Below are 24,529 nucleotides of genomic sequence, written 5' to 3'. Positions count from 1 at the left end.
GTAATAGATATGACAAACAATACATCTCAACAATTTCACTCGCAGCCACAAGCGGGTCGTATTGGTAAAAATTATGTCGATGGTGTGAATCATTTCTTTCCATCCGCAATTATTGATGAAGAGTGGCAGACCGAAAACCAAGTGACTATCACCGTTAAAATGACCTCGTTGGTTGAGGTGATGAAATGGCTTTATTACGATCAAGGAGGCTGGTTAACGGTTACTTTTGGTAATGATGAACGTAGCCTTAATGGTCACTTTGCGGTTTATCATGCGCTTTCTATGGAAGGTGAAGTAAAAAGCTGGGTAACGGTAAAAGTCTTAGTTGATGCTAATAGCCAAGAATTTATCTCTATTACTCCAACCATTCCTGCTGCGGTATGGGGCGAGCGTGAAATCCGTGATATGTACGGTCTACGCCCAGTAGGTTTGCCTGATGAACGTCGTTTAGTTCTACCCGATGATTGGCCTGAAAATCTTCACCCATTGCGTAAAGATGCAATGGATTACCGTCAGCGTCCACAACCAACAACAGAAACTGAAACCTATCAGTTTGATAACCAGTTAGGTGATGATAGCAACCGTATCGTGCCTGTGGGTCCATTGCATATTACCTCTGATGAACCGGGTCACTTCCGTCTGTTCGTTGATGGTGAAGACATTGTTGATGCGGATTACCGCATGTTCTATGTTCACCGTGGTATGGAAAAATTAGCTGAAACACGCATGGGTTATCATGAAGTGGCACAGTTAACTGACCGTGTTTGTGGTATCTGTGGTTTTACTCATAGTGTTGGCTACAGTAATACTATTGAAAACGCATTATCAGTTGATGTGCCATTTCGCGCCAAGATGATTCGTACTGTATTACTTGAAGTTGAACGTTTGCACAGTCACTTATTAAACATTGGTCTATCAAGCCACTTTGTCGGTTTTGATTCTGGCTTTATGCAATTTTTCCGTGTGCGTGAAAAAACCATGGAATTGGCTGAGTTATTAACAGGTGCCCGTAAAACATATGGCATGAACTTAATTGGTGGCGTACGTCGCGATTTTCTAAAACAGCAGCGCGTACAAGGTATTGCGATGGTGAAGGAAGTTCGTCAGAAGTTTTCTGAGCTGGTGGATGTACTGCTTGTGACACCAAATATCGGTAGCCGCACTGAAGGTGTGGGTATTTTATCAAAGCAAATTGCACGTGATTACAGCCCTGTAGGTCCATTGATCCGTGCGAGTGGTTTTAACCGTGATGTGCGTATTGTGCATGGCCAATCATTAGAGTCATACGGTAGCGTACCGATTGATATTCAAGTGATGGAAAATGGTGATGTGTTCTCACGTGTAATGGTACGTGTACGCGAAGTGTTTGAATCATTAAATGTGATTGAATACGGTTTGGATCACTTGCCACCAGGTGCGATTCTAACTGAAGGCTTTGACTATAAACCGAATAAATTCGCATTGGGCTTTACTGAAGCACCACGTGGTGAAAACGTTCACTGGAGCATGACCGGCGATAATCAGAAGTTATTCCGTTGGCGTTGTCGTGCGGCTACATATGCTAACTGGCCAACATTACGCTATATGTTACGTGGTAATACTGTGGCAGATGCGCCGTTAATCATTGGTAGCTTAGATCCATGTTACTCATGTACTGACCGTGTAACTATTGTTGATACTAAAAAACAACGTAGTAAAACAGTTCCTTATAAAGCGATTGAGCAATACAGCATTGACCGCAAGAACTCGCCATTCAAGCTTTAGGAGGTCATGTGTTTAAGTTATTAAAAACGGTAATAAAAACAGGGTCAGTTACCACTAAATATCCTTTTGCTCCGATGGAAGTGAATGAAGATTTTCGTGGTAAGCCAGAATTAGACGCTGATCAGTGTTTATCTTGTGGTGCATGTACGCGTGCTTGTCCTGCCAATGCTTTGATCATGGAAACAGATGCCAAAGCGGGCACTCGTCGTTGGGAACTGTCAACCGCACGCTGTATTTTCTGTGGCCGTTGTGAAGAAGTGTGTCCAACTCATGCGATTAAATTGACTCAGAATTTTGAGTTAGCGGTAACCAGTAAAGCTGATCTTTATGATGAAGCGGTATTTACGTTAGCAAATTGTCGTCAATGTGAACGTCCATTTGTGGCACGTAAGTTACTTGAATATGTTTTAGATACGTTAGCACACAGTGGTGTAACGGGTGAGCAACTTCAAGAGCGCCGTAAGCAAATTGAAACCTGCCCTGAATGTCGTCGTCGTAACAATATGCTAGATAGCGAAAATGTCAGTCACCTACGTTACCTTGGGGATCAAAAGTAATGAAAGGTATTAAACAATTAGTCGGCACAGCCCACACTCAAACCGTACCTGTTGAATTGCCACCGAATAGCCAAAAGCTAAAAGATGCATTGATCAAGGAGATTCGTCGTTCAGCGTATGTATACCGCGTTGACTGCGGTGGTTGTAACGCATGTGAGATCGAAATTTTTGCGGCCACGACACCTATTTTTGATACCGAGCGCTTTGGTATTAAAATTGTAGCGTCTCCACGTCATGCTGATATTTTGCTGTATACCGGTTCAGTAACTCGTGCTATGCGTGCACCAGCATTACGTGCTTATGAAGCAGCACCTGATCCTAAGATTGTGATTTCATACGGTGCATGTGGTTGTGATGGTGGTATTTTCCACGACCTTTATTGTGTATGGGGTGGTACGGATAAAATTGTTCCCGTAGATGTATATATTCCTGGTTGTCCTCCGACCCCCGCGGCGACCATCTATGGTTTTGCGGTTGCACTGGGTTTACTTGATCAAAAATTAAAAGCCAAAGTGCATCAACCTGAAGTACAAAAGGCAAGTTTAAAACACACTGAAATTCCATTGGATATTAAAGTGATGATTGAACGTCAAGCACGTCTACTTGCAGGTTATGTGCAAGGACAACGTATTGCCGATGACGTTATGAATGTACTCGCTACTTGTAGTGCCGATGACGTTGATCAAAAAATCAGTGCTTACCTTGCAACTAAAGATGATCCGCGACTTACTGAAATCGTGAATATTTTGCTATCAAAAACCATGACAGCATTAACAGGTTCAGAAGCATGCCCGAGCACACAACAAGGTCAAGCATCGTGTGAAGGTTGTCACCAATGAGTGCTGCTTTAGTGGAATTAACACAGTCGCGTCATTTTCAAGGCCACGTCTACTTTTATACCTTAGGACGTAAGTTTGTTGATGAGAGCTATGATGTGCCAGAAGAAGCTAAGCAGATCATGTATTACAGTTTGGCGATCGGTCACCATTTAGGTGTGGTCGATTGTTTAAAGGCCGTAATTGAATGTGAAGGTGATGAATACCTAGATTGGATCAGTGGCTTACCACAAGACGGTGAAGCATTTAATAAAATGAAAGGCTATTTTGTGTTTGGTGAAATCACTATTTATCCTGAACATCTTAATATGTTGGCATTAGCGTTTGATCGGATTGATAGTTCAACTCAAAATGCGCGATCACAGCAATTGACCCGTGATTTTATTACCGCGCTTGGGGATATTCACCGTGAACCGACCATGTATATGATGATTCGAGGAATACGCTAATTATGTTACAGGAAGTGAATTTGTCAACAGTGATGGGCGAAAGTGTCTCTAACGATGATGTTGATTTGTCTGTCAGCAATATTGTACTCACCGTGGGTAATAGCATGATGGGAGATGATGGCGCAGGACCCTTATTAGCAAAAATGATCAAAGATAATCCGATTAAAGGCTGGAGTGTACTTGAAGGCGGCTCGATGCCTGAAGATTGTTTGCACCTTATTCGTAAAGCTCAACCACAACGAGTGATTGTGGTGGATGCGGCTGATATCGGTGAACAGGCGGGAGAAGTGAGAATTATTGATCCAGAAACCATTGTCGATATGTATGTGGTCTCGACTCATAGCTTACCGCTCAATTTTTTGATTGATGATTTAAAAACCTTTGTGCCTGAGGTTATTTTTGTGGGTATTCAGCCTGCTATTGTCGCATTTTCATTTCCGTTAACTGAGATGGTGCAAACCGCGGTTGAAACTATTTATCAGCGTTTACCTGAATGGCAAGGATCAGGCGGTTTTGAGCATTGCTAAGTAATCGCTATTAGTCGGTGTCGATAAAGTGTCGATAGTATTGACGAAAAATGTCGATGTATTTGATTAATAGAAAGTGATTATCGACACTCTAAAAAAAGAAAGCGTGACAGTGCTCGCGCTTTCTTTTTTTTTAACTAGATTTCATTGGCTTAAAAATAAATTCGTTCTATGGATATTTTTGGTACAATAAATGCTTACAAAGCATCATGGCATAACGCTATGCTGTGATGTATCGACATTAACAAGGTATAGACCATGAACCGGTTTGTTTTTGCAGATCCAAATCTGTGTATTGGGTGTCGAACCTGTGAAATTGCATGTGTTGTTTCTCACCAAGTAGACGGAATGCTTACTGGTGTTGATGCAGCAGAATTTACACCTCGTTTGACCTTGGTGAAAAATGCGCATGTAACAACACCCGTAATGTGCCGTCAATGTGATGATGCACCTTGTGCTCAGGTTTGTCCTAATAATGCCATCGTTTTAGAAGATGGTTATGTGAAAGTGATTCAGTCACGTTGTATCGGGTGTAAAACCTGTGTCATTGCTTGCCCTTATGGTGCAATGAATGTCGTGACAAAGATGGTTGAAGAATCAAAAGGTGCATCGCTATTTAAGCGCATGGTGCCTAAATCTCAAGCATTGAAATGTGACTTGTGTTCTCATCGTGATGCTGGTCCTGCGTGTGTAGAAGTTTGTCCTACTAGCGCTATTCAGATTATTGAACCTGAAACATTACAACAAACAAGCAAACAAAAACGTGAAGCAGCTGCGCTCAATGCTGCAGTAGCGATTGTTCGCTAAGGCGCTAAGCCTTCGTTTAAATACACATTAATAACAATTATAGCCAAAAGGTTAGTATGAAAAAATCAATTGTTGTTTGTCCCTACTGTGGTACTGGGTGCAAACTAAAGTTGGTTGTCGAAAATAACAAAGTGGTGGCAGCAGAGCCAGCAATGGGTCGTACCAATGAAGGCCAACTTTGTTTGAAAGGCTACTATGGTTGGGATTTCCTCAACGATACCAACTTATTAACACCACGCCTAAAGCAACCAATGATTCGCCGTACACGTGAGTCAGCCTTAGAAGCCGTGTCTTGGGACGAAGCTATTCAATTTGCCGGTGATAAGCTAATGGCAATTAAAAAGCAATATGGTCCAGATGCAATAATGACAACAGGTTCAGCCCGCGGTCCGGGCAATGAAGCCAACTATGTGATGCAAAAACTCGCAAGGGCGGTGATCGGAACCAACAATGTTGACCACTGTGCTAGGGTGTGACACGCACCATCAGTCTCCGGTCTGGAGACAACAGTAGGTAATGGCGCAATGAGTAACGCTATTCCCGAAATTCAACAAACTAAATGCTTACTCATCTTCGGTTACAACGCGGCTGATTCTCACCCAGTTGTAGCACGACATATTTTAAAAGCCCGTGCAAATGGCGCTAAAATTATTGTATGTGACCCACGTAAGATCGAATCTGCGCGTGTTGCTGATCAATGGTTAGCGCTAAAGAACGGCTCGAACATGGCACTTGTTAATGCGTTAGCAAATGTGATTATCGAAGAAAATCTTTACGATAAAGCGTTCGTACAATACAACACTGAAGGTTTTGATGAGTTCCGTGAAATTGCTTCACGTTACACACCAGAAACAGTGGAAGAAGTAACAGGTCTAAAAGCTGCGGATATCCGTTTGGCTGCACGTACTTATGCTGCGGCACCTGAAGCCATGATTCTATGGGGTATGGGCGTTACTCAGTACGGTCAGGCAGTTGACGTGGTTCGTGGTTTAGCGGGTCTTGCACTGTTAACCGGTAACTTTGGCCGTCCTGGTGTAGGTTGTGGTCCGGTTCGTGGTCAAAACAACGTTCAAGGTACCTGTGATATGGGTATGTTGCCGCACCAATTCCCTGGCTATCAAGACGTAAACATTGATGCAAACCGCGAAAAGTTTGAAAAAGCGTGGGGTGTTGAGCTTTCAGGTAAGCCGGGCTACCGTCTGACTGAAGTTGGGCACAAGGCTGATGAAGGTATTTGTAAAGCGTTCTATATCTTTGGTGAAGATCCAGCACAAACTGAAGCTGATCTTGCCGCCATGCGCGCGACTATGCGCAAAATGGAATTGGTTATCGTTCAAGATATCTTCATGACCCAAACAGCGGAATTTGCGGATGTTATTTTCCCTGCAACAAGCTGGGGTGAACATGAAGGCGTGTACAGTAGTGCCGACCGTGGTTTCCAACGCTTCTATAAAGCAGTGGTTCCGACCGGTAATGTGAAACCTGACTGGGAAATCTTTAGTTTGCTAGCAACGTACATGGGTTACCCTATGTCGTACAATAACACTGAAGAAATCTGGGATGAACTACGTGCGTTATGTCCTGATTATGCCGGTGTGACGTATGAAAAAATGGCTGATCTAAAATCTGTCCAATGGCCTTGTCCAACAGAAGATCACCCAGGTACGTCTTACTTATTTAAAGACAACAAGTTCACTACACCTTCGGGTAAAGGTATCTTCATTGGTGCTGATTGGCGTCCGCCGCTAGAGCAACCTGATGCCGAATATCCATTGGTATTGTCAACTGTACGTGAAGTGGGCCACTATTCTTGTCGTTCAATGACAGGTAACTGTTCTGCACTACAAACATTGGCTGATGAACCTGGTTATGTGCAAATGCACCCAGATGATGCCAAAGCATTGGGGATCGATGATCAACAATTAGTGTGGGTATCTTCTCGTCGCGGCAAAGTTATCTCGCGTGCTAACTACAATGAGCGCGTAAACAGAGGTGTGGTTTACATGACATACCAATGGTGGATTGGCGCATGTAATGAATTAACCATTGAGCATGTCGATCCTATTTCAAATACGCCTGAATTTAAATACTGTGCGGTTAAAGTAGAGAACATTGATGATCAGCCATGGGCTGAAAATTATGTACAAACTGAATACAGTAATTTAAAAGCACGTTTGAAAAACCATGTTGCTAATGCATAAAAATGTTGTGTAAATAAGACTTGTTATGTTTTATATACAATATATAGCATCATAAATGAAAATAAGGTTTCCAAGATAAAAGATTGATTATTTTTATCTTGGTTCCTTATATTTTTTGTTATTAAAAATTATTGTTTTAATTTATTTGTCAGCTCAAACATTTTCATTTTTATTCGTTTTATTTTAAAGATACTGTTGTTAATAATTATTGATTGATATGGATCAATACTTGGTTATTAAAATGATTGAGAATTATATAACAAATGCTTGGATTTTTATTCGCTATTCGAGCCATATTATCAATAAGAGTTAATGTTAGCATGGAAAACTTTGAAAGCGATTTAATGATCTTTTCTAAGGCATTATTGTCTATAAATGACATTTCAGGTGTGATTAATTTTCTAAATAATGAACGTTTATTATTTATCGATGCTGATCGTGTTAATATTATTTTAAAAGATGACATAAGTGCTCAATCAATTTTATATTATCAAAATGTAGATAAAGAGTTCCAACGTTATGATTATTCAGAAGATAGTTTAAGTCTTCATCATGTTGTATCGTGTGAATATAGCCATTACATTAATGGTGAAGAGCTTTATCGTACTTTTCCTCAATTATCTCTTCATCCGGCATACACTAATATTCAAACATACTGTAAAATACCGCTACTAATAGCAAACCAACAGTTAGGTGCTATTGAATATATTAACCTTCGTCTACCTAATCATGATGATGTAGAAAAACAATTCAAGTTGTTCAATAATATGGTTGCAGCAATGATCGAACATATTCTTGAGCATCAAATTGCATCGTCGCTTACTCAGCAATTAAGTAATGAACATAAGGACTTCCAGTTTTTAGTTGATATTACCAATACAGTTATTAATCAGAGCTCAAAAAAAGAACTGATTTGTTCGTTACTGCGTTTTTTATATCAACGTTTTGGAATGAATGAATTATCAATTATACAGTCTCAAGATGGCCACTATAATCAATATTCTGGTAGTGATGCTGGCGGAGAAATGGATTACCAATGCCATTTTTTTACTGATGACAGTATGATTAAAAATGCAGTCGAAAATAATCAAGCTGTTATTTTGACTGCGGCTGATATTTATAAATTAAACCATGATGATAATAGTCCTTATTTTTCATCACAGGCCAAAAGTGCTTGTATTATCCCAATGATTTTTCGAGGCTTAACGATTGGTTATATTTGCTATATCAAAGCGATAGAAAGTCAATTTGAGCAAAGTGAAATTGAACTTTTTAAGCAAATATCAGCGCGTGTAGCATTGGCTATACACAGTATAAAAGTACATCAATCAGCGACACCACATCGCTCTCAGACAAAGTTTATTAGTATTGAAGATAGTTATGATGAGCATGCGATTTTTGATGACATCATTAGTCAAAGTGAAGTGATGAATAAAGTGTTAGAGCAAGTTGCATTAGTAGCAAGCTGTGACAGTACTGTATTGATTTTAGGTGAATCAGGTACTGGTAAGGAATTGATTGCACGGGCGATTCATAAAATGAGTCATCGTAGCAAAACTGACATGATCAAGATGAACTGCGCTGCGATTCCAAGTGGACTGTTTGAAAGTGAATTGTTTGGTCATGAACGTGGTGCATTTACAGGTGCAGTAACTCAACGTGTTGGGCGCTTTGAACAAGCGCATAAAGGTACACTATTTCTAGATGAAATTGGTGATATGCCATTAGAGTTACAGCCTAAATTATTACGTGTTTTGCAAGAAAATGAAATTGAGCGAGTAGGTAAAAATCAGCTTATCAGTATTGATGTCCGTGTTGTAGTTGCGACCAATGTAAATTTATTTGAGATGGTGCAACAGAAACAATTTAGAAATGATTTGTATTATCGCTTAAATGTTTTTCCAATTGAGATTCCGCCGTTACGAGAACGAGCAGAAGATATTCCTTTATTGGTAAAACATTTTACGCGAGAGTTAGCAAAAAAAATGGGTAAAAACATTACCTCTATTGCGGTTGAAGATATGCATATTATGCAGCAATTCTCATGGCCCGGTAATGTGCGTGAGTTACGTAATGTGATTGAACGTTCAGTTATTTTGACACGAGGTCATGTGCTTAACGTGCCAACCCAAGAATTGGTTTCATCACCATCAATGTTAACTCTTACGCCAGTCGAGCCTGTGATACAAGATGTTGTATTGTCCGCTGATGTTAAATTACCGTCACCGATGATTGATAAACAAATGATAGTCGATGCATTAATTCATTGTGGTGGTGTTATTGCAGGTCCTAATGGTGCGGCGAATCAGTTGGGTTTAAAGCGAACCACATTGTTATCACGCATGCAGAAAATGGGTTTGAATAGTCAAGATTTCCGTTTAATTAGCTGAGTGTTATAAATAAATATCATAATAGATAAGTAAAGGAAAAAGATGTTGAACACCTTTGAAGTGTTACCGGAATCGATGTTTTGTAATGCAAGTGAACGTCCTATTGTACGTTACCGTAAAGGCAAAAATGATTGCAATGAACTTGATTACATTATTGAAGAAACGCCGGTTGCCATTGCTTTTAATGGTGTTGCTTACACCGTCATGATGTGTACGCCTAATGACTTAGAACAGTTTGCGATTGGCTTTTCGTTATCAGAAGGGATCATTGATCATCACCGTGATATTCATGATATTGAAATGACGCCGACCTGTGGCGGTATCAATATTAACGTTACCATTGCCAACCGTTGTGTTGCACGCTTACAACAAAAGCGTCGCTCATTAGCAGGGCTGACGGGGTGTGGTATTTGTGGTGAAGAAAAATTAGAAACGGTATGCCGTGTATTAGCACCAGTGCCGTCATCGGTGCAATTTGATTTAAGGTATCTTGATCCTGTCTTACAACAATTATTACGCAAGCAGCAATTGAATCAGCTGACAGGCTCCGCTCATGCTGCGGTGTATATTGATACTCAAGGTCAAGTGGCGGCTATTTTTGAAGATGTTGGCCGTCATATAGCATTAGATAAACTGGTAGGTTGTATTCATCAACAACAGTTAACAGGTGGCGCGGTATTGGTAACGAGTCGTGCCAGTTTTGAGATGGTGCAAAAAGCCGCAGCCGCAGGGGTTGAAGTACTACTAGCAATTTCATCAGCGACCAAAATGGCCGTTGATTTAGCGGAAAAACTTAACCTGACGTTATTGGGTCATTGTCGTAATGGTCGTGCAGATGCTTATACGCATTCTGAGCGCATTATAGGAATGATTTAATCACGCTTAGGTATTGAATTTAATGTTAATGAATAAGTTTATTATTCATTAGCAATAAATCCCGTTAGGTCGGGTTTTCATTCTATTACACTAAGGACAAAAATAAATGAAACTTAAACATATTGTTGCCGGTGCGCTTACTCTTTTTTCACCACTCGTTTTAGCACACCCTGGCCATATTGGCTCTCATACAACAACAGGTTTTATGACAGGTTTTGTGCACCCATTTACAGGCCTTGATCACTTATCAGTAATGATTGGTGTTGGTTTATTGGCTGCACTAATCGGTGGTAAAGCAGTATCACGCTTACCTATGGCATTTATTGGAATTATGATTATCGGTGGCGCATTAGGTGTTGCGGGTATGGTATTACCGGGCATTGAAATGGGTATTGCTTTATCTGTTATTGGTATGGGGGCAATGTTATTAGCTGGTGGTCGTATGTCAGAGAAAGTGGCAACGGGATTAGTAATGGCTTTCGCACTATTTCACGGTATGGCACATGGCATGGAAATGCCGCTTGACGCACAAGCACTGGAATACTTCAGTGGTTTTATTGTAGCAACGGCAATCTTACATGTGTCAGGTATTGCATTAGGTAAATTTGTTATGACTTCAGCCATTAACCTACGTGTTATGCGTGTTGTTGGCGTTGTTATGGCAGCCTTTGGTGGCATATTAATGCTGTCGTAATTTAGCTGGAAAATCGCAGTGAAAGACAACTTTGCACGACAATATATTCATATTACCGGCATTGTACAAGGGGTCGGTTTCCGCCCCTTTGTCTACCAACTGGCGCTGAAATATGCGCTCGTTGGATGGGTAATTAATGATTCAGAAGGCGTCAAGATAGATGCTCAAGGTAAGATTGAAAACCTTGAACAATTTATTATTGAACTTCAGCAACAAGCACCGCTATTAAGTCGTATAGATCAAATGACAGTGATGCCATTATCATTATGGCTCGTCGCAGAAAAGCCGATGCTATTTAGTATCGAGAAAAGCCAGCATTGCAATAGTACTACAGTGTGTGTTTCTCCCGATCAAGGGCTTTGTAATGCCTGTAAACAAGACACCGCAAATCCTACCTCGCGTTATTATCGCTATCCCTTTACCAATTGTACCCATTGTGGCCCTCGTTACAGTATTACCCGTGCCTTACCTTATGACCGCATAGCGACCAGTATGGCCAGTTTTGTATTGTGTTCTGATTGCCAACAAGCGTATGAAAATCCTCTTGATCGTCGTTACCATGCTCAACCAATCAGTTGTGCAGTTTGTGGACCTTGGACGCGGTTTGTTGATTACCGTGATGACGTAATATCAGAGGTTGAATTAACGCAACAAGCAGCTATTAATCAATTAGCAAAACGGCTTCAAGCTGGCGTTGTAGTTGCGATTAAAGGCTTAGGTGGTTTTCACCTTGTTTGTGATGGTACCAATGCCGGTGCTGTCACACGATTACGTCAAATTAAGCATCGGCAACAAAAACCATTAGCAGTAATGGTTGCAGATATCGAGGTGGCACATCAATTAGTCACTGGCGATGAAATTGAATGGCAAGCATTGGATTCTCTGGCTCGTCCGATCGTGTTAATGCATAAATATCAAACTATTCATGGCACCTCGTCTGGTATGAATGTTGCTGCGAATGTTGCACCTAATGTACCTTATTTAGGGGTTATGCTACCTTATACTCCTTTGCATTATTTATTATTTACCGCGTTAGCTGACATTAATGCAACCGCCGTGTTAGTCATGACCAGTGCGAATGTTTCTGGCATGCCAATTGCGACAGATATTGAGCAAATTAAGCAACAATTTTGGGGTACGATTGATAGTGTACTTGATCATAATCGTCCTATTGTTCATACCTGTGATGACAGTGTGGTGCATTATGCGGGGGGAAAAATACGAACCTTAAGAATGGCGCGAGGTTATGCTCCTTATAGCCATTTTGGGCATAAAGCTGAAATGATAACCTTAGCGCTTGGTGCGCAGCAGAAATCGACCATTGCACTTGCGTTACCTCAACAATGGGTTTTATCACCTTATATTGGTGATCTTAATAATCTTGATACTGAGCAGCGTTATCAACAAGCTGTGGCTGAATTACAAGAGCTGTATCAAGTGACGGCACCACAACTTGTGTGCGATAAACATGCGGGTTACTCTTCATCAATCTACGCCAACAAATTGATTTCTGAATCAAAAATTCCATTAAATTTATTACAAGTACAGCACCACCATGCGCATGTTTTGGCGGTAATGGCGGAGTTTAATTTAACTAAACCAGTGATCGGTTTTACTTTTGACGGCACAGGTTATGGTGATGATGATACTGTATGGGGAGGTGAGGTGTTACTCGCATCGTGCCAAGACTATCAGCGTATTGGTTACTTGCGTCCTTTCCGTCTTATTGGTGGTGAAAAAGCAATAAAAGAGCCTGCACGACTATTATTTGCAATATTACTTGAGTGCTATTGCCTTGATGACATTAAAGCAATGCAATTGAGTGCTTTTTCATCGTGGAATGAAACTTATTTTAATAATTTATATCGACTATGGCAAAGTGGTAGTCGATCACCTTATACCTCATCAATGGGAAGATTTATTGATGCATGGGCTTGCTTACTTGGGCTGATTGATCAGGTTAATTATGAAGGTCAATGTGGGTTGTTATTAGAACAAGCAGCTAAACAAGATCTATACCATATTCCATTGTCTTTTCAGATCACTGACAGCGGTACCTTTGATTGGCAGCCATTATTTGCACATGTGTTGCCGCTTGTTGGTGAAATAAATGATGCACAGTATCAGACATGGATTAATAGTTTAGCGCACAGTGTGTTTATGGCTATTGCCAAAATGGTTGTGACTGTCGCGAAACAATATCCAGATCACGCTATTGTTCTTGGTGGTGGCGTTTTTCAAAATCGCGTGTTGATGGATCAAATATATCACCAGTTCTCAGCCTTATCGCAACCATTATATTGTGGTGAAAAACTGCCATCAAATGACGGTGCAATCGCAGCGGGACAGTTATGGTATGCGCTTCATCATCCACTAGATTCAACTATTACCCCATAGGTACCACCTAAATGCATGAATTATCGCTAAGTATAAATACGGTTGATACCGTGGTTGAACAAGCAGAGAAACAAGGGTTTAAGCGCGTTGTTAGTGTAACCCTGACCATTGGTACTTTGTCGTGTATTGAACCTCAAGCATTAGCGACTGGGTTTGAATTTGCTTGTCGTGACACGATTGCGGAAGGCGCCCAATTGAAGATTGAATCTGTTGCTGCTCGTGTATGGTGTTTAGATTGCCAGCAACATGTAGAAATTCCTGAGCGAGGGGTGAGTTGCCCGCGCTGTCACGGTTATCAACTTAATGTTGAAACTGGAGAAGAATTAATGATTAAACATATCGAGGTTGAATAATATGTGTAACGTATGCGGCTGCGGCGATAGCAGAATTGAAGATCATTCTCACGAACAGGATTCTCACGAATATGCTCATGGACACCATGATCATCACCACCATGAACATCCACACCAGCATAACGATCAATTAGCAGCAGAAGTGCCACAATCAGTTGTGATTCATCACCATTATCATCATCAAGGTGATGTTCATCATCATGTTCATTATACATTGCCTGCGGGCGTTATGCCGCAGCAACATGTGGATGGGCATCATCATGAGCATGAAAAGTGTCATATACATTCGCATGACCACGATCATCACCACGCCCATAGTCATGATCATCATCATGCAGATCATCAACCTGAGTGTTTAGATTCTGGTGATTTACATTACGGTAAGGGTGAAGCTGAAGTGCATGTTGCTGGTGTATCACAACGACAGTTATTAACATTAGAAATGGATATTCTAGGTAATAATAATCAGTTAGCAGCACATAATCGTGAGCATTTTATTGAAAATCACCAATTAGTACTAAATTTAGTATCAAGTCCAGGCTCAGGTAAAACAACCTTATTAACCGAAACATTAATGACATTAAAAGATCAGTGTGCTTGTGCTGTGATCGAGGGTGATCAACAAACCAGCAACGATGCTGATCGTATTCGTGCAACCGCTGTTCCGGCTATTCAGGTTAATACTGGTAAGGGATGTCACCTTGATGCTCAAATGATTCATGATGCTTATCATCAACTTGCTATTAATGAACCTGGTTTTTTGTTCATTGAAAATGTCGGTAATTTAGTTTGCCCTGCAAGTTTTGATCTTGGTGAAGCCTCTAAAGTTGCGATTTTGTCAGTGACGGAAGGCGAGGATAAACCGCTTAAATATCCAAATATGTTTGCTGCAGCTGATCTGATGATCATTAATAAAGTCGATCTGTTGCCTTATGTTGATATCAATATTGATGATTGTATTGCGAATGCGCGAAAAGTAAATCCGACAATTCAGGTTATTAAGTTATCAGCCAAAACAGGTGAAGGGATGGATGCTTGGTTTAATTGGTTAAACGAAAATCGACAACAATTGTAATTACTTTGCTCTATTTATTTGGTACTAAAATGCTGTAAATCTATTTTATAGACAAGCAGCATTTTTAATATTTTTATTGATAGGCACCAATTCAAGTTAATTAGTGATAATGTTCAAAAAATCATCTAAACAGACTAATTATTACTATCATTTTTTTTATTTATCTATAGAATGCCGCGCAAACAAGCTAACAGAGCCTAAGCGTACACTTCGTTGTGTCTCTCATTAGCGATATCTTGATGATAAACAACGTAAGTAGCCAATGAAAAAATACGCTTTTGTGACCGCATTATTATTAGCTGGTTGTGATATTACCACAGAAACACGTCAACCACCGACAGCTAAAGATATTGAAATGTGCCAACAACGGATCGCTGTTAAAACAAATTATGTCGTTACCGCAATGTCCAATAACAGTGTGGATAATAAATCGAAAGATAACCGTGGTTGGGTATATGTTAATTATAAAAAAGATAATAATCGCGGTTATTTAAAGTTTCGATGTAATGCAAACTATGTCGAAGTTTGGGCCGCAGGTGCTGCGATGTGGACTGGCCTGTAAATGATTATTAAGATGCTCGTACTGTTATTAGTATGAGCATTTTTGTATGTATGAGCTATGTTCTAAACATGTGTCGTTTGTTAACAGGGTTAGAAGCGAACTGAGACTAATGTAGTCAAGAAAATGGATAGATAAATTTTTGATGACATTTGTGTACATAATAAGGGTTAACTCGACAAAAAGAGATATTTTATTTTCTATTTGAACGTCAATAATAATATCTGGTAAAGGTATTATATTTAGTTTGTTCGTTGTTTAAACAAAGAAAAAAGAGTCTAATTATTCTTTATTATATGACTACTCATAGTTTGTAATAATGATACTCATCGCAAAAATAATGTAGTTTTAAATCGTGTTAAATATTTATTTGTGATCATGTCTGATTCGTTTTTATTAACTATTCTCATTATTTAATTAGTCGCTATTATACTAATATGTTTTTAAATACTGATGCAATAATATTTAAATTTTAATAAAACAATGTCGTGCTGGTATTGTTTATTTTATTGATGTTAAAGGAATAATATGAGTAAATTTTTTTGGCTTGCTTGGACTTGTGCCACAATATTACCTGTTCATGTAAATGCATCAGAATGGAACTCCTCTGGGATTGATGGGCATTATGTTTTATCGTCTTTGATTGATGAGCAAAGAGGACAACAAAGAGTGTTCTTTTCGCTTTATAAGGCAAAGTATAACAATAATGGTTTTGAGCGATTTTTGAGTCAATGTAATAAAAATGGTTTAGATAAAACTGTATTAATGACGATTAATGGCCAAAAAGTAGAAATGGATAAGATTTGTCGTAGAACGGAAGATAGTAAAAATTATTGGGTTTATACTCCCACGACAAATGAAGGACTTGCTTTTTTAATTACGCAGTTTAAATATACAGAAACAGTTAAGATTCATAAAGTTTTTGTCAATATATATAATCAAAAAACAGAATTAGATTTTAAGATTTCTGCTCAAGGATTTGTGCAATCGTGGAATAAAGCATAATAGAAACATTAACGTATATAGATAATATGTTGTATAATGAATAAAATTAAAAACGATATTAATTCTTTTAATATCGTTTTTGTTTTAGTGATTTTATTTTAAATGTTCATTAATGCTAAATAATAAGTGGTAAATATGTGATATCGAGATGTTACATAACCAGTAATAAGTTATTATTATGGTTAAATATAAAGAAGGTAGTATTAAATATCACTTTCCTTATAAAGAAGTGGCGATGAAGTTGATGACAGGTTATATATTTTGCTGTTTTTGTAACTAAAGATAAATTAATCGTATTTATAAAAATGAAGGACGTAGATTATTTGATATTTGATATTTGATATTTGATATTTGATATTTGATATTGGAGCGGATAACGGGAATCGAACCCGTGTCATTAGCTTGGGAAGCTAAGGTAATACCATTATACGATATCCGCTTTCACATAAAGACAATATACATTTGTCTTTGTGTGATCAATAGGAGATATTACAAATAATGTAATTAGCACTGAAATATGAATAAAATGTACGATATCTAATAGTCATTGTTCAAAATAACATCAATAAGTGAATTTTATTTACTTTTATAAATTCTGTTGTATTTTCATGCTTTTGAAGGTTTTCAAGCTTAGATTATTAGCATTAAATATGGAAATTGTGACGAAATGTGTATTTTTGTAATATTTTATATTCATTACCTTGTATATGAGCTAGTATACTCAATATGAGCATATGAATGTAATTATAAGCTAAATAGCTATGTGATGATTCCATTTTGTTTTTTAGTGCATCTTGAAGTATCAATAATGAAGTTAAAAATTACCCCATCAAGTCTAGCAATAGTTATTTCTTTATTGTTAACATTGATCGTTGTTGAAATGTTTTTTTTTAATGAAAAAAAACAATTTGAACTATTGAATAAGAAAAACGATTTGGTCTTTGAACAAGATGTATCAAAGATTATTAATAATGAAATCAATAATATGGTTATATCATTGAAAACATTTAATTTCTTGTTTAAAGCAACAGATTATGATCCTGTTCAATTTAATACATTAGCAAAAGAAGTTATGGCGACGAACAGTAGTGTATCTGAGTTACAGTTTGCACCGCAGGGGATCATTCAACTTGCGTATCCCCATTCAGAAAATAATTCTGCAATAGGTCATGATTTAAATCAGTTAGAAAAAAGGCATAAAGGGGTATTGTTATCTATTGAAAATCAATCGCTTACTTTAATTGGACCGATAAGGCTCATTCAAAATAATCGTTTATCTTTTATTTTACGGTTGCCTATTTTTAATGAGAAGTCAAAGTTTACAGGGTTTATTATTGCAATCAGTGATCTGGAAGGTCTTAGTAATAAGTTACCTTTTAAAAACTTATCTTATAAAATTCAGGGGTTTGATCCTGATGGCGAAATGCTAACAATATTTGATAATATTATTGATACGAAAAAGGGACCAATATCTGTTTTTAATGTACCAGTACCTAATGGTAACTGGTTGTTTTCAATGCAAAATGATAAGTATAATGAGCAAAAGCATGTCATTATTCGTATTATATTATATTTAACGGTGTTGTCTTTTTTCTTTTATATTTACAAGCGAGAGCGGCAGCTTTTATTGACGCATAGCCATATTAGTGATGCAAATAATATACTGAAACTTGCTATTTTTACCGATGAGCTAACTAATATTTATAATCGTAGATATATGAACAACGTACTGAGACAAATATTTCTTTCAAATATTACTGCGACACACAGTATTGCTTTTTTTGACATTGATCATTTTAAAAGGGTCAATGATACTTATGGGCATGATGCAGGTGATGAAATATTAAAGGTATTTGCAGATATTTGTTTGAATAATATACGAACAACAGATGTTATTGCTCGTTGGGGTGGTGAAGAGTTTATTTTATTTATGGAAGAAACCAGTAACATTCATGCTGAAGATGTCTGTTATCGAATTTTAAGCGCTGTTAATCAGCATCCTTTTTTATATAACGGCCAAGTTATTCATCTTACTGTTTCTATCGGATTAACTTCATTTTCACCACAAAATGATCAAATTGAGATAGTGCTCAAAAATATAGATAAAGCTGTTTATCATTCAAAAAACAATGGCCGTAACCGAATTACGGCTATATAAATTTTACGAATAATAATGATTAAATATATTTATATATAGCGAGACATACATATTGCATTATCACCATAGTTTATAGGTGTAGTTAAGCTGTTATCAGTAATAAAATTATATTTTTGCCAAAATGCTGTGGAATTTTGAACTGAAACTAATGAAACAGACTGATAGTCCAAATTTTTAAGTACAGTGAATAGATGGCTAAGTAATAATTTTGGTAATCCTTGTCCTTGAGCCGAGGTAATGATTGCTAAATCATGTAGGTGTAGGTGATTACTCTCAATTGCTGTACTTAGTTGATTTAACGTAGGTGTTGAACCTTTATGATGTGGGTGACTAATGAGATACCCAAGGACATGCTGTTGTTCATTGATACATACAAAGCACGTTTGTGGTGAGATTGTAACTTTACTTTTTAACACTTCAATAGTTTCTGAAAAATCATCACCATAGGCTAAATGTTGAATATATTCGATTTGCTGCCAATGTGATGCCTGGATGGGGACTATGTTCATAAGTTTCTCATAGTTAGAATAAGCACTACTTATACCTAGCCATAGTTATGATTGCAATCTGAACACCCTACTTAATATTGAATAAATTGTAACCAGAATTGAATGAGTGATTTTAATATGCAGATATCGAAGTTAATATTTAGATGAGCTTATAATATATTTTTAAGAATTTTGATTTCATTTTAACTTATTAATTATATTATAAAAAATGTTAGAATGCAGAGAGATATTACGTTATATTATTCTTTGGATTCAAGATGGCTTCCCTCGTAGGTTTTTTCTTATTACCACACCATAATTAGAATGTCGATTAATTATTGCTCGATTTAAAATCAAAGGCACGGAAAAAACGATCCGTTATTGTGTGAGTCATGGGTTAAATAAAAACCTAAATTTCTTATTACATCAGTTAGATCGATATTGTGTTGAATTTGAAATGATTTATGCGTTACTTGGTGAAATAAAACCATTATAAATCAGTTAATAATAATGGTTTTTAAGTGTTAATTATTAAATCTGTTATTCGCTTGAGATCTCATTTGAAAAATCCAGTATTATATTAATATGTTTCTCTACAGTTATTACGTATGAAAGAGCCGCAGGCCATTCCTTTAGTTGATGATGTTGATACATTGACACGATTAAAAAAAGCATTTGTTGCGGGTATTTGGGCAACATTAGCCAGTATTTCGATTGGTTTTTTGTTTAAAGTTTGGTTGGCACAGTGGGTAGCAAAAGACGATTTAGCACTATTTAATAGTGTTATTGATATTGTGTCATTATCATTAATTTTAATGACGGGCTTTCGATCATCAATGGTTGTTACTTACAGTCAGACACACAATGATCATGATATTATCAATATATTCCGCTTCAGTTTGATTATCGTTGTACTTATTACATGGGGTTTAGTTTTACCCTATATAAAACATGAATTACATATAAATGTTGGCTATTTTGAAATGGTTGGCGTTATTTTTGGTATGGGGTTGAAAATATACTTTACCAATTTAATCGCTATGTACCGTTTATACGATGTTTCAAATAAAGTGACATGGATTGAACCGACATCAAATGTTATTACCTTTGTGGGGTGTTACTATATTTTACACTTTACTGCGTTAGCTTCTCTTTTTTATAGTGTAATGGTTTCTTCATTGATTGTTGCTCATTTCATGTATTGGAAACGTAGAAAACAGATAGCGACAAAACCGTTAACGACGGTGCAGCTTGATCCGAATATGCGTAATTATGTCCGCAAAAGTTTCACGGCATCTTTAGAAGCCGGAGCCAGTATTTTAATGATTTATGCGGCGGTTCTACTAACGATCACCCATTTTAGTTTAGATGAGTTAGGTGATTTTCAAGTGGTTGTTAGACCGATATTTACTTATATGACAATGTTATTCGTATTTCCTATCTATCGATTTGTATTACCTGAATTATCACAAAGTGTACGTAAAGGTGAGCATGCTCAAATACGTACTATTCGTCGTTGGGTATACCGATTAGCTGTCATTGTGAGTGTGAGCTTTTTCTTGGTTATGCTTATTGGTGGTAAAGATATTGTTGGGTTTATTTTCCCTACACAATATAAAGGCGCAGAGATTGTATTATTTCATTTCTCTATTTTCTTTATTTTCATGATGCTTAATGCTTACCAGTTAGCGTATATCAAAGCTCATGGTAAATTTACATTGAGTTTAATGATTCGATTAAGTGGCATCGTTACTTTGGTGGTAAGTTATTATCTGTTAGCGTTATTTACTGCTAACGTGGTGGCGATTATTGTGGCGCTGGGTTTTGGGTATGTGATGATGTTTATTTTATCGACCGTGGCAGAGCAGCAGATTTTACGTGAATATCGACGCCAAGGTATTAGTGTTGATTGATATTGAGTGATTAAATCATCTGATGTGAGCCAATAAAAAAGGTTGAGTGTGTTGTTATTTCTTTCTTATTGAAAGTGATCACTACCCAACCTTTTTATTTTCTAGATCAACCTCGTCGTTCTTGTTGGTTATCTTTTGATTATAAGACGGGCGACATACCATAGCTGTGGCCGTTAAGTAGCAATAAGCCTAATAATACAAGTAATATTCCACCGATCAGTTTGATAATAATACTGGTCATTGTGCGTTGACGTTCGTTGGTGGCTAAATAGCGGCTGACGATTTTCTTACCTGATAAGGTCAATAATGCAATGGCTGATGTGGTCAGTGCTGTCCCCACTGCCATTAGTATTGCACTTATAACGCCAAGCCAATACAGGTCAACCATATTAGCGAATAACAACACTAAAATGGCACCGGTACAGGGACGAATACCAATACTGAAGATGATGACAATATATTCTCGTAAACTGGTCGCGTTATTGATTTCATCAGCATTTGCAAAGTGTTTATGGCCACAGCTACATTCACTACCATGGTCGTGGTGCTGATGTGCCATTCTGAGTTGCCATGCTTGTTTTAGGCTGCGGTAAATAACAATAGCCCCAAGCAATAACATCGCCATAAAACTATAGCTAATAAATTGATCTGCGGCATCATTTACTTGTCGCATTGATGCTTTGAAAAACACCAATAAAATACTCACTAACGTAATGGCAACCAGCGCTTGTACAAATGCTGATACCACTGTCATTATTAAACTGGCCTTGATTTTTGCAGGGTTAGTAGCGAGATAAGTAGTAACAATCATTTTGCCATGGCCTGGGCCTAATGAATGAAAAATACCATAAAGAAAGCTCAAGCCCGCTAATGAGTAAGCGGCGGTTATATTTTGTTGAGCATCGTAAAGTAAATCACTTAACTGGCCATTAATATCACGTTGCCATTTAATACTTTCCATCAGTAGTGTTGGCCATTGCTGCCATAACATATAGCCACTACCCACAAACAGCAGTAACACACTTATACGGACTAACCATGAGGCAGGTGCAGGGTGAGTTTCAGCGTGTTCATGGGAATGTTGATGATGAGCACAAGACGATAGTGGAGGATTATTATCAGCCTCTACAGGGGAATGATAGTCAGATTTCATTGGATAGATCCTAAATTAAAACTATTTGATGGAAGGCGCGGTAGTGTTGATATCGCAGTGTAATTTTACTGCTTGCGTAAACACTTGCCCTAATTGATTATCAGGATCTGCATCGGCAGGAATCGACATAGCAAAAGTAACCTGCTCAGGTGTTGGGTTTGGCTCTACTAATGTAAAGCGACATGTTTTTGCTAGTTCTGGAGAAAGGATAATGTCACTTTTATTACCCCATGACATATCAACATAATAGCTTGGTTCAAAGATTAATAATTTTAATGAATCTTTAGTGATAGTTTTAGGTTTTGCTAGTGGTAATTCAAAAGTCAGTGTGGCTTTAGCGCGAGGCTTAATTAATTCACCGCCGGCAGGAATATGGTATTTAATCGGGGTTTCATTATCATAAAAATAGGTAAAATAATGCGAATTTTTCATGTTTTCCATTACAGATTGCGCTATATTTTTTAATGTTTGCTGCTTATGTTCAGTCGACATATCTTCACCATCAATCATATAAGCGGTGGTCATGGCATCAAATGTCCATACCATTTTAAACCCTGTAATTTGAGTGCTATTTCCCTCGATGTAGGTTTTCATATTAATCCAAGAGTGCGGATGCGCTTGACTGGTTATGGGTAATAACGCAGCGATAGATAATATAAAACAGGGCAAGGCATTCAAACGCATCTAAGTTGGCTCCATATTCATCATTTGATGAGTGACAATGATTCAGGGTAAATAGCAATATTCTTGTTATGTTATAACATAGAGCTATTAATGAATCTAGATGAAGATATGGGCATCATCTGAAGAGTATTGAGCTGTTAACTATTAAGAGTACTAACAGCTCATTGCTTTATTAGTTAGATTAATTGTCACTGCCTAAAATGAAATCAGGTTTTACTAGTCGACGGCAAAGGGATAATAACTGTTCACATTCTTGTGCGTTAAGAGGAGCATAAAAATCAAGTGTAATGGCTTTAATGACAATATCAGCTTGCTGCTTGACCGTTAATCCCTTAGGAGTAAGCACTAAGTACCGCGCTTTTTTATTATCGACACTTTTCTTCGCTTCAACTAATTCACGTTTAATACAATTATCGATTAAACGTTTTGTTACTGAACGCTCTCGTTGTAATGCTTCTGCAACGGTTTGCTGAGGAATTTCACCTAAATGATCTAATACTCGTAATGCACCTAGCATTTCTAAAGTGATATCAAATTTTGAATTTAGTGATTGATTAGCAATGGTTCTAAATTGTTTGTAAGTAATTCCAATGGTAAAACTTAGGCTACTATCCAATTCAGGTATATTAGTAATAACAGAATGCATTAGGATCTCTTGGTCGAACTTAAGAAATGGATTAAAAACAATATACCTAAAGTTACCGCCAGTTCCCACCCACGTAGAAAGGTATTGTTCAAATTAAAGCTATTATTTCCTAAATAGAGTTGGATCGGTAATACTGTCGCTAAAATGGTATCAGCATGAATGTCACGCGCAATACCGTTAGTTGTAGTCATCATCAATGCTAGAACAAATATCACCCCCCCAAGAATAAAAGCGTAGTAAGGAATAATGGTTTGATGTCCCATCATTAAAACTGAAAAAATCAGAGCAATCACACAACCTCCAATTTGCGTGATAAAACGTAATTTTACCGTTTTTACATAGTTAGTTCGGTTTAACTGTGTAACCGCGGCAATAACGGGTACTAGGCAAAATGTGGCTGAAATTAAGTCAACGATCATAAGAAACGCGACGCTGATCCCCAGTAAAGTTAATGTGATAAATCGGTGTCGATAACTGACATTAAATATGGGCATAGGAGTTAATGGTGGTTGTTGGGCCGTGATAGGAAATAGCCCTATCATTATTTTTGCTATTACAGCGGTAATGATCATTGCTAATAATATTTCATGGATCCTCATTGCCATATTCATATCAGTATGTTGAGCAAAAATAATGATTAAAATCCAATTAAACGTTGGCATTAATAATTGATTTAATTTCGCCGACGTATTGGCTCGACGCCGCATAAAATCAAAGAAAAATAAGCTGATCGTCCAAATAATAAAAGGATGGTTATAAAATAAGTTACTAACAATTAACGCTGTGCTAGCGGCGATAAACGTAGGTAAGAACATTCGGCCAATACCAACCCATGAAAATTGACGCCCTTTGGTCATTAACAGTGTTGGATAAAGTGCAAAATAAACTGGCGAATTAAAATTGGCTAATTTACCTATTAGCATACAAAAGGTGATGGTTAACGCAATTCGTAGCGCATTATTGGTATCACTTTTATTTAATGTCATATGCCTTACTC

Annotated in this window: 22 protein-coding genes and 1 tRNA gene; 17 read left to right on the top strand and 6 right to left on the bottom strand. The window is 37.7% G+C overall.

Annotated features, from left to right (window positions below):
- Nucleotides 1-9 precede the first annotated feature (9 nt).
- The 15 genes from Q0V26_RS05585 to Q0V26_RS05515 all read left to right on the top strand — a co-directional run bounded on the left by Q0V26_RS05585 (nucleotide 10) and on the right by Q0V26_RS05515 (nucleotide 16,490).
- Nucleotides 10-1,764 (top strand): hydrogenase large subunit, encoded by a 1,755-nt coding sequence (locus Q0V26_RS05585; protein ID WP_297478995.1) that lies wholly within the window; start codon nucleotides 10-12, stop codon nucleotides 1,762-1,764.
- A gap of 8 nt (nucleotides 1,765-1,772) precedes the next feature.
- Nucleotides 1,773-2,321: a formate hydrogenlyase complex iron-sulfur subunit gene (locus Q0V26_RS05580; protein WP_080156310.1), complete on the top strand. Its 549-nt coding sequence runs from the start codon at nucleotides 1,773-1,775 to the stop codon at nucleotides 2,319-2,321.
- A complete protein-coding gene (locus Q0V26_RS05575; RefSeq protein ID WP_297478987.1) occupies nucleotides 2,321-3,160 on the top strand; it encodes an NADH-quinone oxidoreductase subunit B family protein in 840 nt (279 codons plus the stop codon). The genes Q0V26_RS05580 and Q0V26_RS05575 overlap by 1 nt, the downstream gene beginning before the upstream one ends.
- A complete protein-coding gene (locus Q0V26_RS05570; RefSeq protein WP_297478984.1) occupies nucleotides 3,157-3,606 on the top strand; it encodes a formate hydrogenlyase maturation HycH family protein in 450 nt (149 codons plus the stop codon). The genes Q0V26_RS05575 and Q0V26_RS05570 overlap by 4 nt, the downstream gene beginning before the upstream one ends.
- Before the next feature lie 32 nt (nucleotides 3,607-3,638).
- Nucleotides 3,639-4,133: a hydrogenase maturation peptidase HycI gene (gene hycI / locus Q0V26_RS05565; RefSeq protein WP_297479117.1), complete on the top strand. Its 495-nt coding sequence runs from the start codon at nucleotides 3,639-3,641 to the stop codon at nucleotides 4,131-4,133.
- A gap of 258 nt (nucleotides 4,134-4,391) precedes the next feature.
- On the top strand, nucleotides 4,392-4,940 hold the full coding sequence (locus Q0V26_RS05560; RefSeq protein ID WP_297478981.1) for a 4Fe-4S dicluster domain-containing protein: 549 nt from the start codon (nucleotides 4,392-4,394) through the stop codon (nucleotides 4,938-4,940).
- A 56-nt stretch (nucleotides 4,941-4,996) separates the two neighbouring features.
- Complete coding sequence (gene fdhF / locus Q0V26_RS05555) at nucleotides 4,997-7,141, top strand: formate dehydrogenase subunit alpha (protein ID WP_107276092.1); 2,145 nt, start codon at nucleotides 4,997-4,999, stop codon at nucleotides 7,139-7,141.
- 320 nt (nucleotides 7,142-7,461) lie between these two features.
- A complete protein-coding gene (locus Q0V26_RS05550) occupies nucleotides 7,462-9,531 on the top strand; it encodes a sigma 54-interacting transcriptional regulator (RefSeq protein WP_297478977.1) in 2,070 nt (689 codons plus the stop codon).
- A 42-nt stretch (nucleotides 9,532-9,573) separates the two neighbouring features.
- On the top strand, nucleotides 9,574-10,407 hold the full coding sequence (fdhD, locus tag Q0V26_RS05545) for a formate dehydrogenase accessory sulfurtransferase FdhD (protein WP_297478974.1): 834 nt from the start codon (nucleotides 9,574-9,576) through the stop codon (nucleotides 10,405-10,407).
- 106 nt (nucleotides 10,408-10,513) lie between these two features.
- Nucleotides 10,514-11,101 carry a HupE/UreJ family protein gene (locus Q0V26_RS05540; RefSeq protein ID WP_297478973.1) on the top strand — a complete coding sequence of 196 codons (588 nt, stop codon included), beginning with the start codon at nucleotides 10,514-10,516 and terminating at the stop codon, nucleotides 11,099-11,101.
- An 18-nt stretch (nucleotides 11,102-11,119) separates the two neighbouring features.
- Nucleotides 11,120-13,498, top strand: a complete 2,379-nt coding sequence (gene hypF, locus Q0V26_RS05535) for a carbamoyltransferase HypF (RefSeq protein ID WP_297478969.1) — start codon at nucleotides 11,120-11,122, stop codon at nucleotides 13,496-13,498.
- Nucleotides 13,499-13,509: 11 nt separating this feature from the next.
- Entirely contained in the window at nucleotides 13,510-13,851 is a 342-nt protein-coding gene (gene hypA, locus Q0V26_RS05530) for a hydrogenase maturation nickel metallochaperone HypA (RefSeq protein ID WP_297478967.1), read from the top strand.
- A 1-nt stretch (nucleotide 13,852) separates the two neighbouring features.
- The gene (hypB, locus tag Q0V26_RS05525; protein WP_297478963.1) at nucleotides 13,853-14,926 is read left to right on the top strand and encodes a hydrogenase nickel incorporation protein HypB; all 1,074 of its coding nucleotides are present in this window, start codon (nucleotides 13,853-13,855) and stop codon (nucleotides 14,924-14,926) included.
- Between the two features lie 262 nt (nucleotides 14,927-15,188).
- The gene (locus Q0V26_RS05520) at nucleotides 15,189-15,488 is read left to right on the top strand and encodes a hypothetical protein (RefSeq protein WP_297478960.1); all 300 of its coding nucleotides are present in this window, start codon (nucleotides 15,189-15,191) and stop codon (nucleotides 15,486-15,488) included.
- Nucleotides 15,489-16,013: 525 nt separating this feature from the next.
- The gene (locus tag Q0V26_RS05515; protein ID WP_297478957.1) at nucleotides 16,014-16,490 is read left to right on the top strand and encodes a hypothetical protein; all 477 of its coding nucleotides are present in this window, start codon (nucleotides 16,014-16,016) and stop codon (nucleotides 16,488-16,490) included.
- 365 nt (nucleotides 16,491-16,855) lie between these two features.
- Here Q0V26_RS05515 and Q0V26_RS05510 read toward each other — a convergent pair.
- Nucleotides 16,856-16,929 (bottom strand) — tRNA-Gly (locus Q0V26_RS05510).
- 369 nt (nucleotides 16,930-17,298) lie between these two features.
- On the opposite strand from Q0V26_RS05510, the gene Q0V26_RS05505 reads away from it, so the two are divergent.
- Nucleotides 17,299-18,648 (top strand): diguanylate cyclase, encoded by a 1,350-nt coding sequence (locus Q0V26_RS05505; protein ID WP_297478955.1) that lies wholly within the window; start codon nucleotides 17,299-17,301, stop codon nucleotides 18,646-18,648.
- Nucleotides 18,649-18,677: 29 nt separating this feature from the next.
- Here the strand turns inward: Q0V26_RS05505 and Q0V26_RS05500 are convergent, their stop codons facing one another.
- On the bottom strand, nucleotides 18,678-19,157 hold the full coding sequence (locus tag Q0V26_RS05500; protein ID WP_297478952.1) for a GNAT family N-acetyltransferase: 480 nt from the start codon (nucleotides 19,155-19,157) through the stop codon (nucleotides 18,678-18,680).
- Nucleotides 19,158-19,744: 587 nt separating this feature from the next.
- Here Q0V26_RS05500 and Q0V26_RS05495 point away from each other — a divergent pair.
- Complete coding sequence (locus tag Q0V26_RS05495) at nucleotides 19,745-21,049, top strand: hypothetical protein (RefSeq protein WP_297478949.1); 1,305 nt, start codon at nucleotides 19,745-19,747, stop codon at nucleotides 21,047-21,049.
- Nucleotides 21,050-21,188: 139 nt separating this feature from the next.
- On the opposite strand, the gene Q0V26_RS05490 is transcribed toward Q0V26_RS05495, so the two are convergent.
- The 4 genes from Q0V26_RS05490 to Q0V26_RS05475 all read right to left on the bottom strand — a co-directional run bounded on the left by Q0V26_RS05490 (nucleotide 21,189) and on the right by Q0V26_RS05475 (nucleotide 24,518).
- Nucleotides 21,189-22,202: a nickel/cobalt transporter gene (locus Q0V26_RS05490; RefSeq protein WP_297478947.1), complete on the bottom strand. Its 1,014-nt coding sequence runs from the start codon at nucleotides 22,200-22,202 to the stop codon at nucleotides 21,189-21,191.
- A 21-nt stretch (nucleotides 22,203-22,223) separates the two neighbouring features.
- The gene (locus tag Q0V26_RS05485) at nucleotides 22,224-22,886 is read right to left on the bottom strand and encodes a DUF1007 family protein (RefSeq protein WP_297478944.1); all 663 of its coding nucleotides are present in this window, start codon (nucleotides 22,884-22,886) and stop codon (nucleotides 22,224-22,226) included.
- 181 nt (nucleotides 22,887-23,067) lie between these two features.
- Nucleotides 23,068-23,532 carry a MarR family transcriptional regulator gene (locus tag Q0V26_RS05480; RefSeq protein WP_297478942.1) on the bottom strand — a complete coding sequence of 155 codons (465 nt, stop codon included), beginning with the start codon at nucleotides 23,530-23,532 and terminating at the stop codon, nucleotides 23,068-23,070.
- A complete protein-coding gene (locus Q0V26_RS05475) occupies nucleotides 23,532-24,518 on the bottom strand; it encodes a DUF2955 domain-containing protein (RefSeq protein ID WP_297478938.1) in 987 nt (328 codons plus the stop codon). Before Q0V26_RS05475 ends, Q0V26_RS05480 begins: the two co-directional genes overlap by 1 nt.
- Nucleotides 24,519-24,529: the final 11 nt, after the last annotated feature.

Origin of the sequence: uncultured Photobacterium sp. (assembly GCF_947039875.1) — a bacterium.
Classification (GTDB): domain Bacteria; phylum Pseudomonadota; class Gammaproteobacteria; order Enterobacterales; family Vibrionaceae; genus Photobacterium.
The sequence above is the reverse complement of the archived record's forward strand: the minus strand, read 5'-3'. Positions and strand labels throughout refer to the sequence as shown.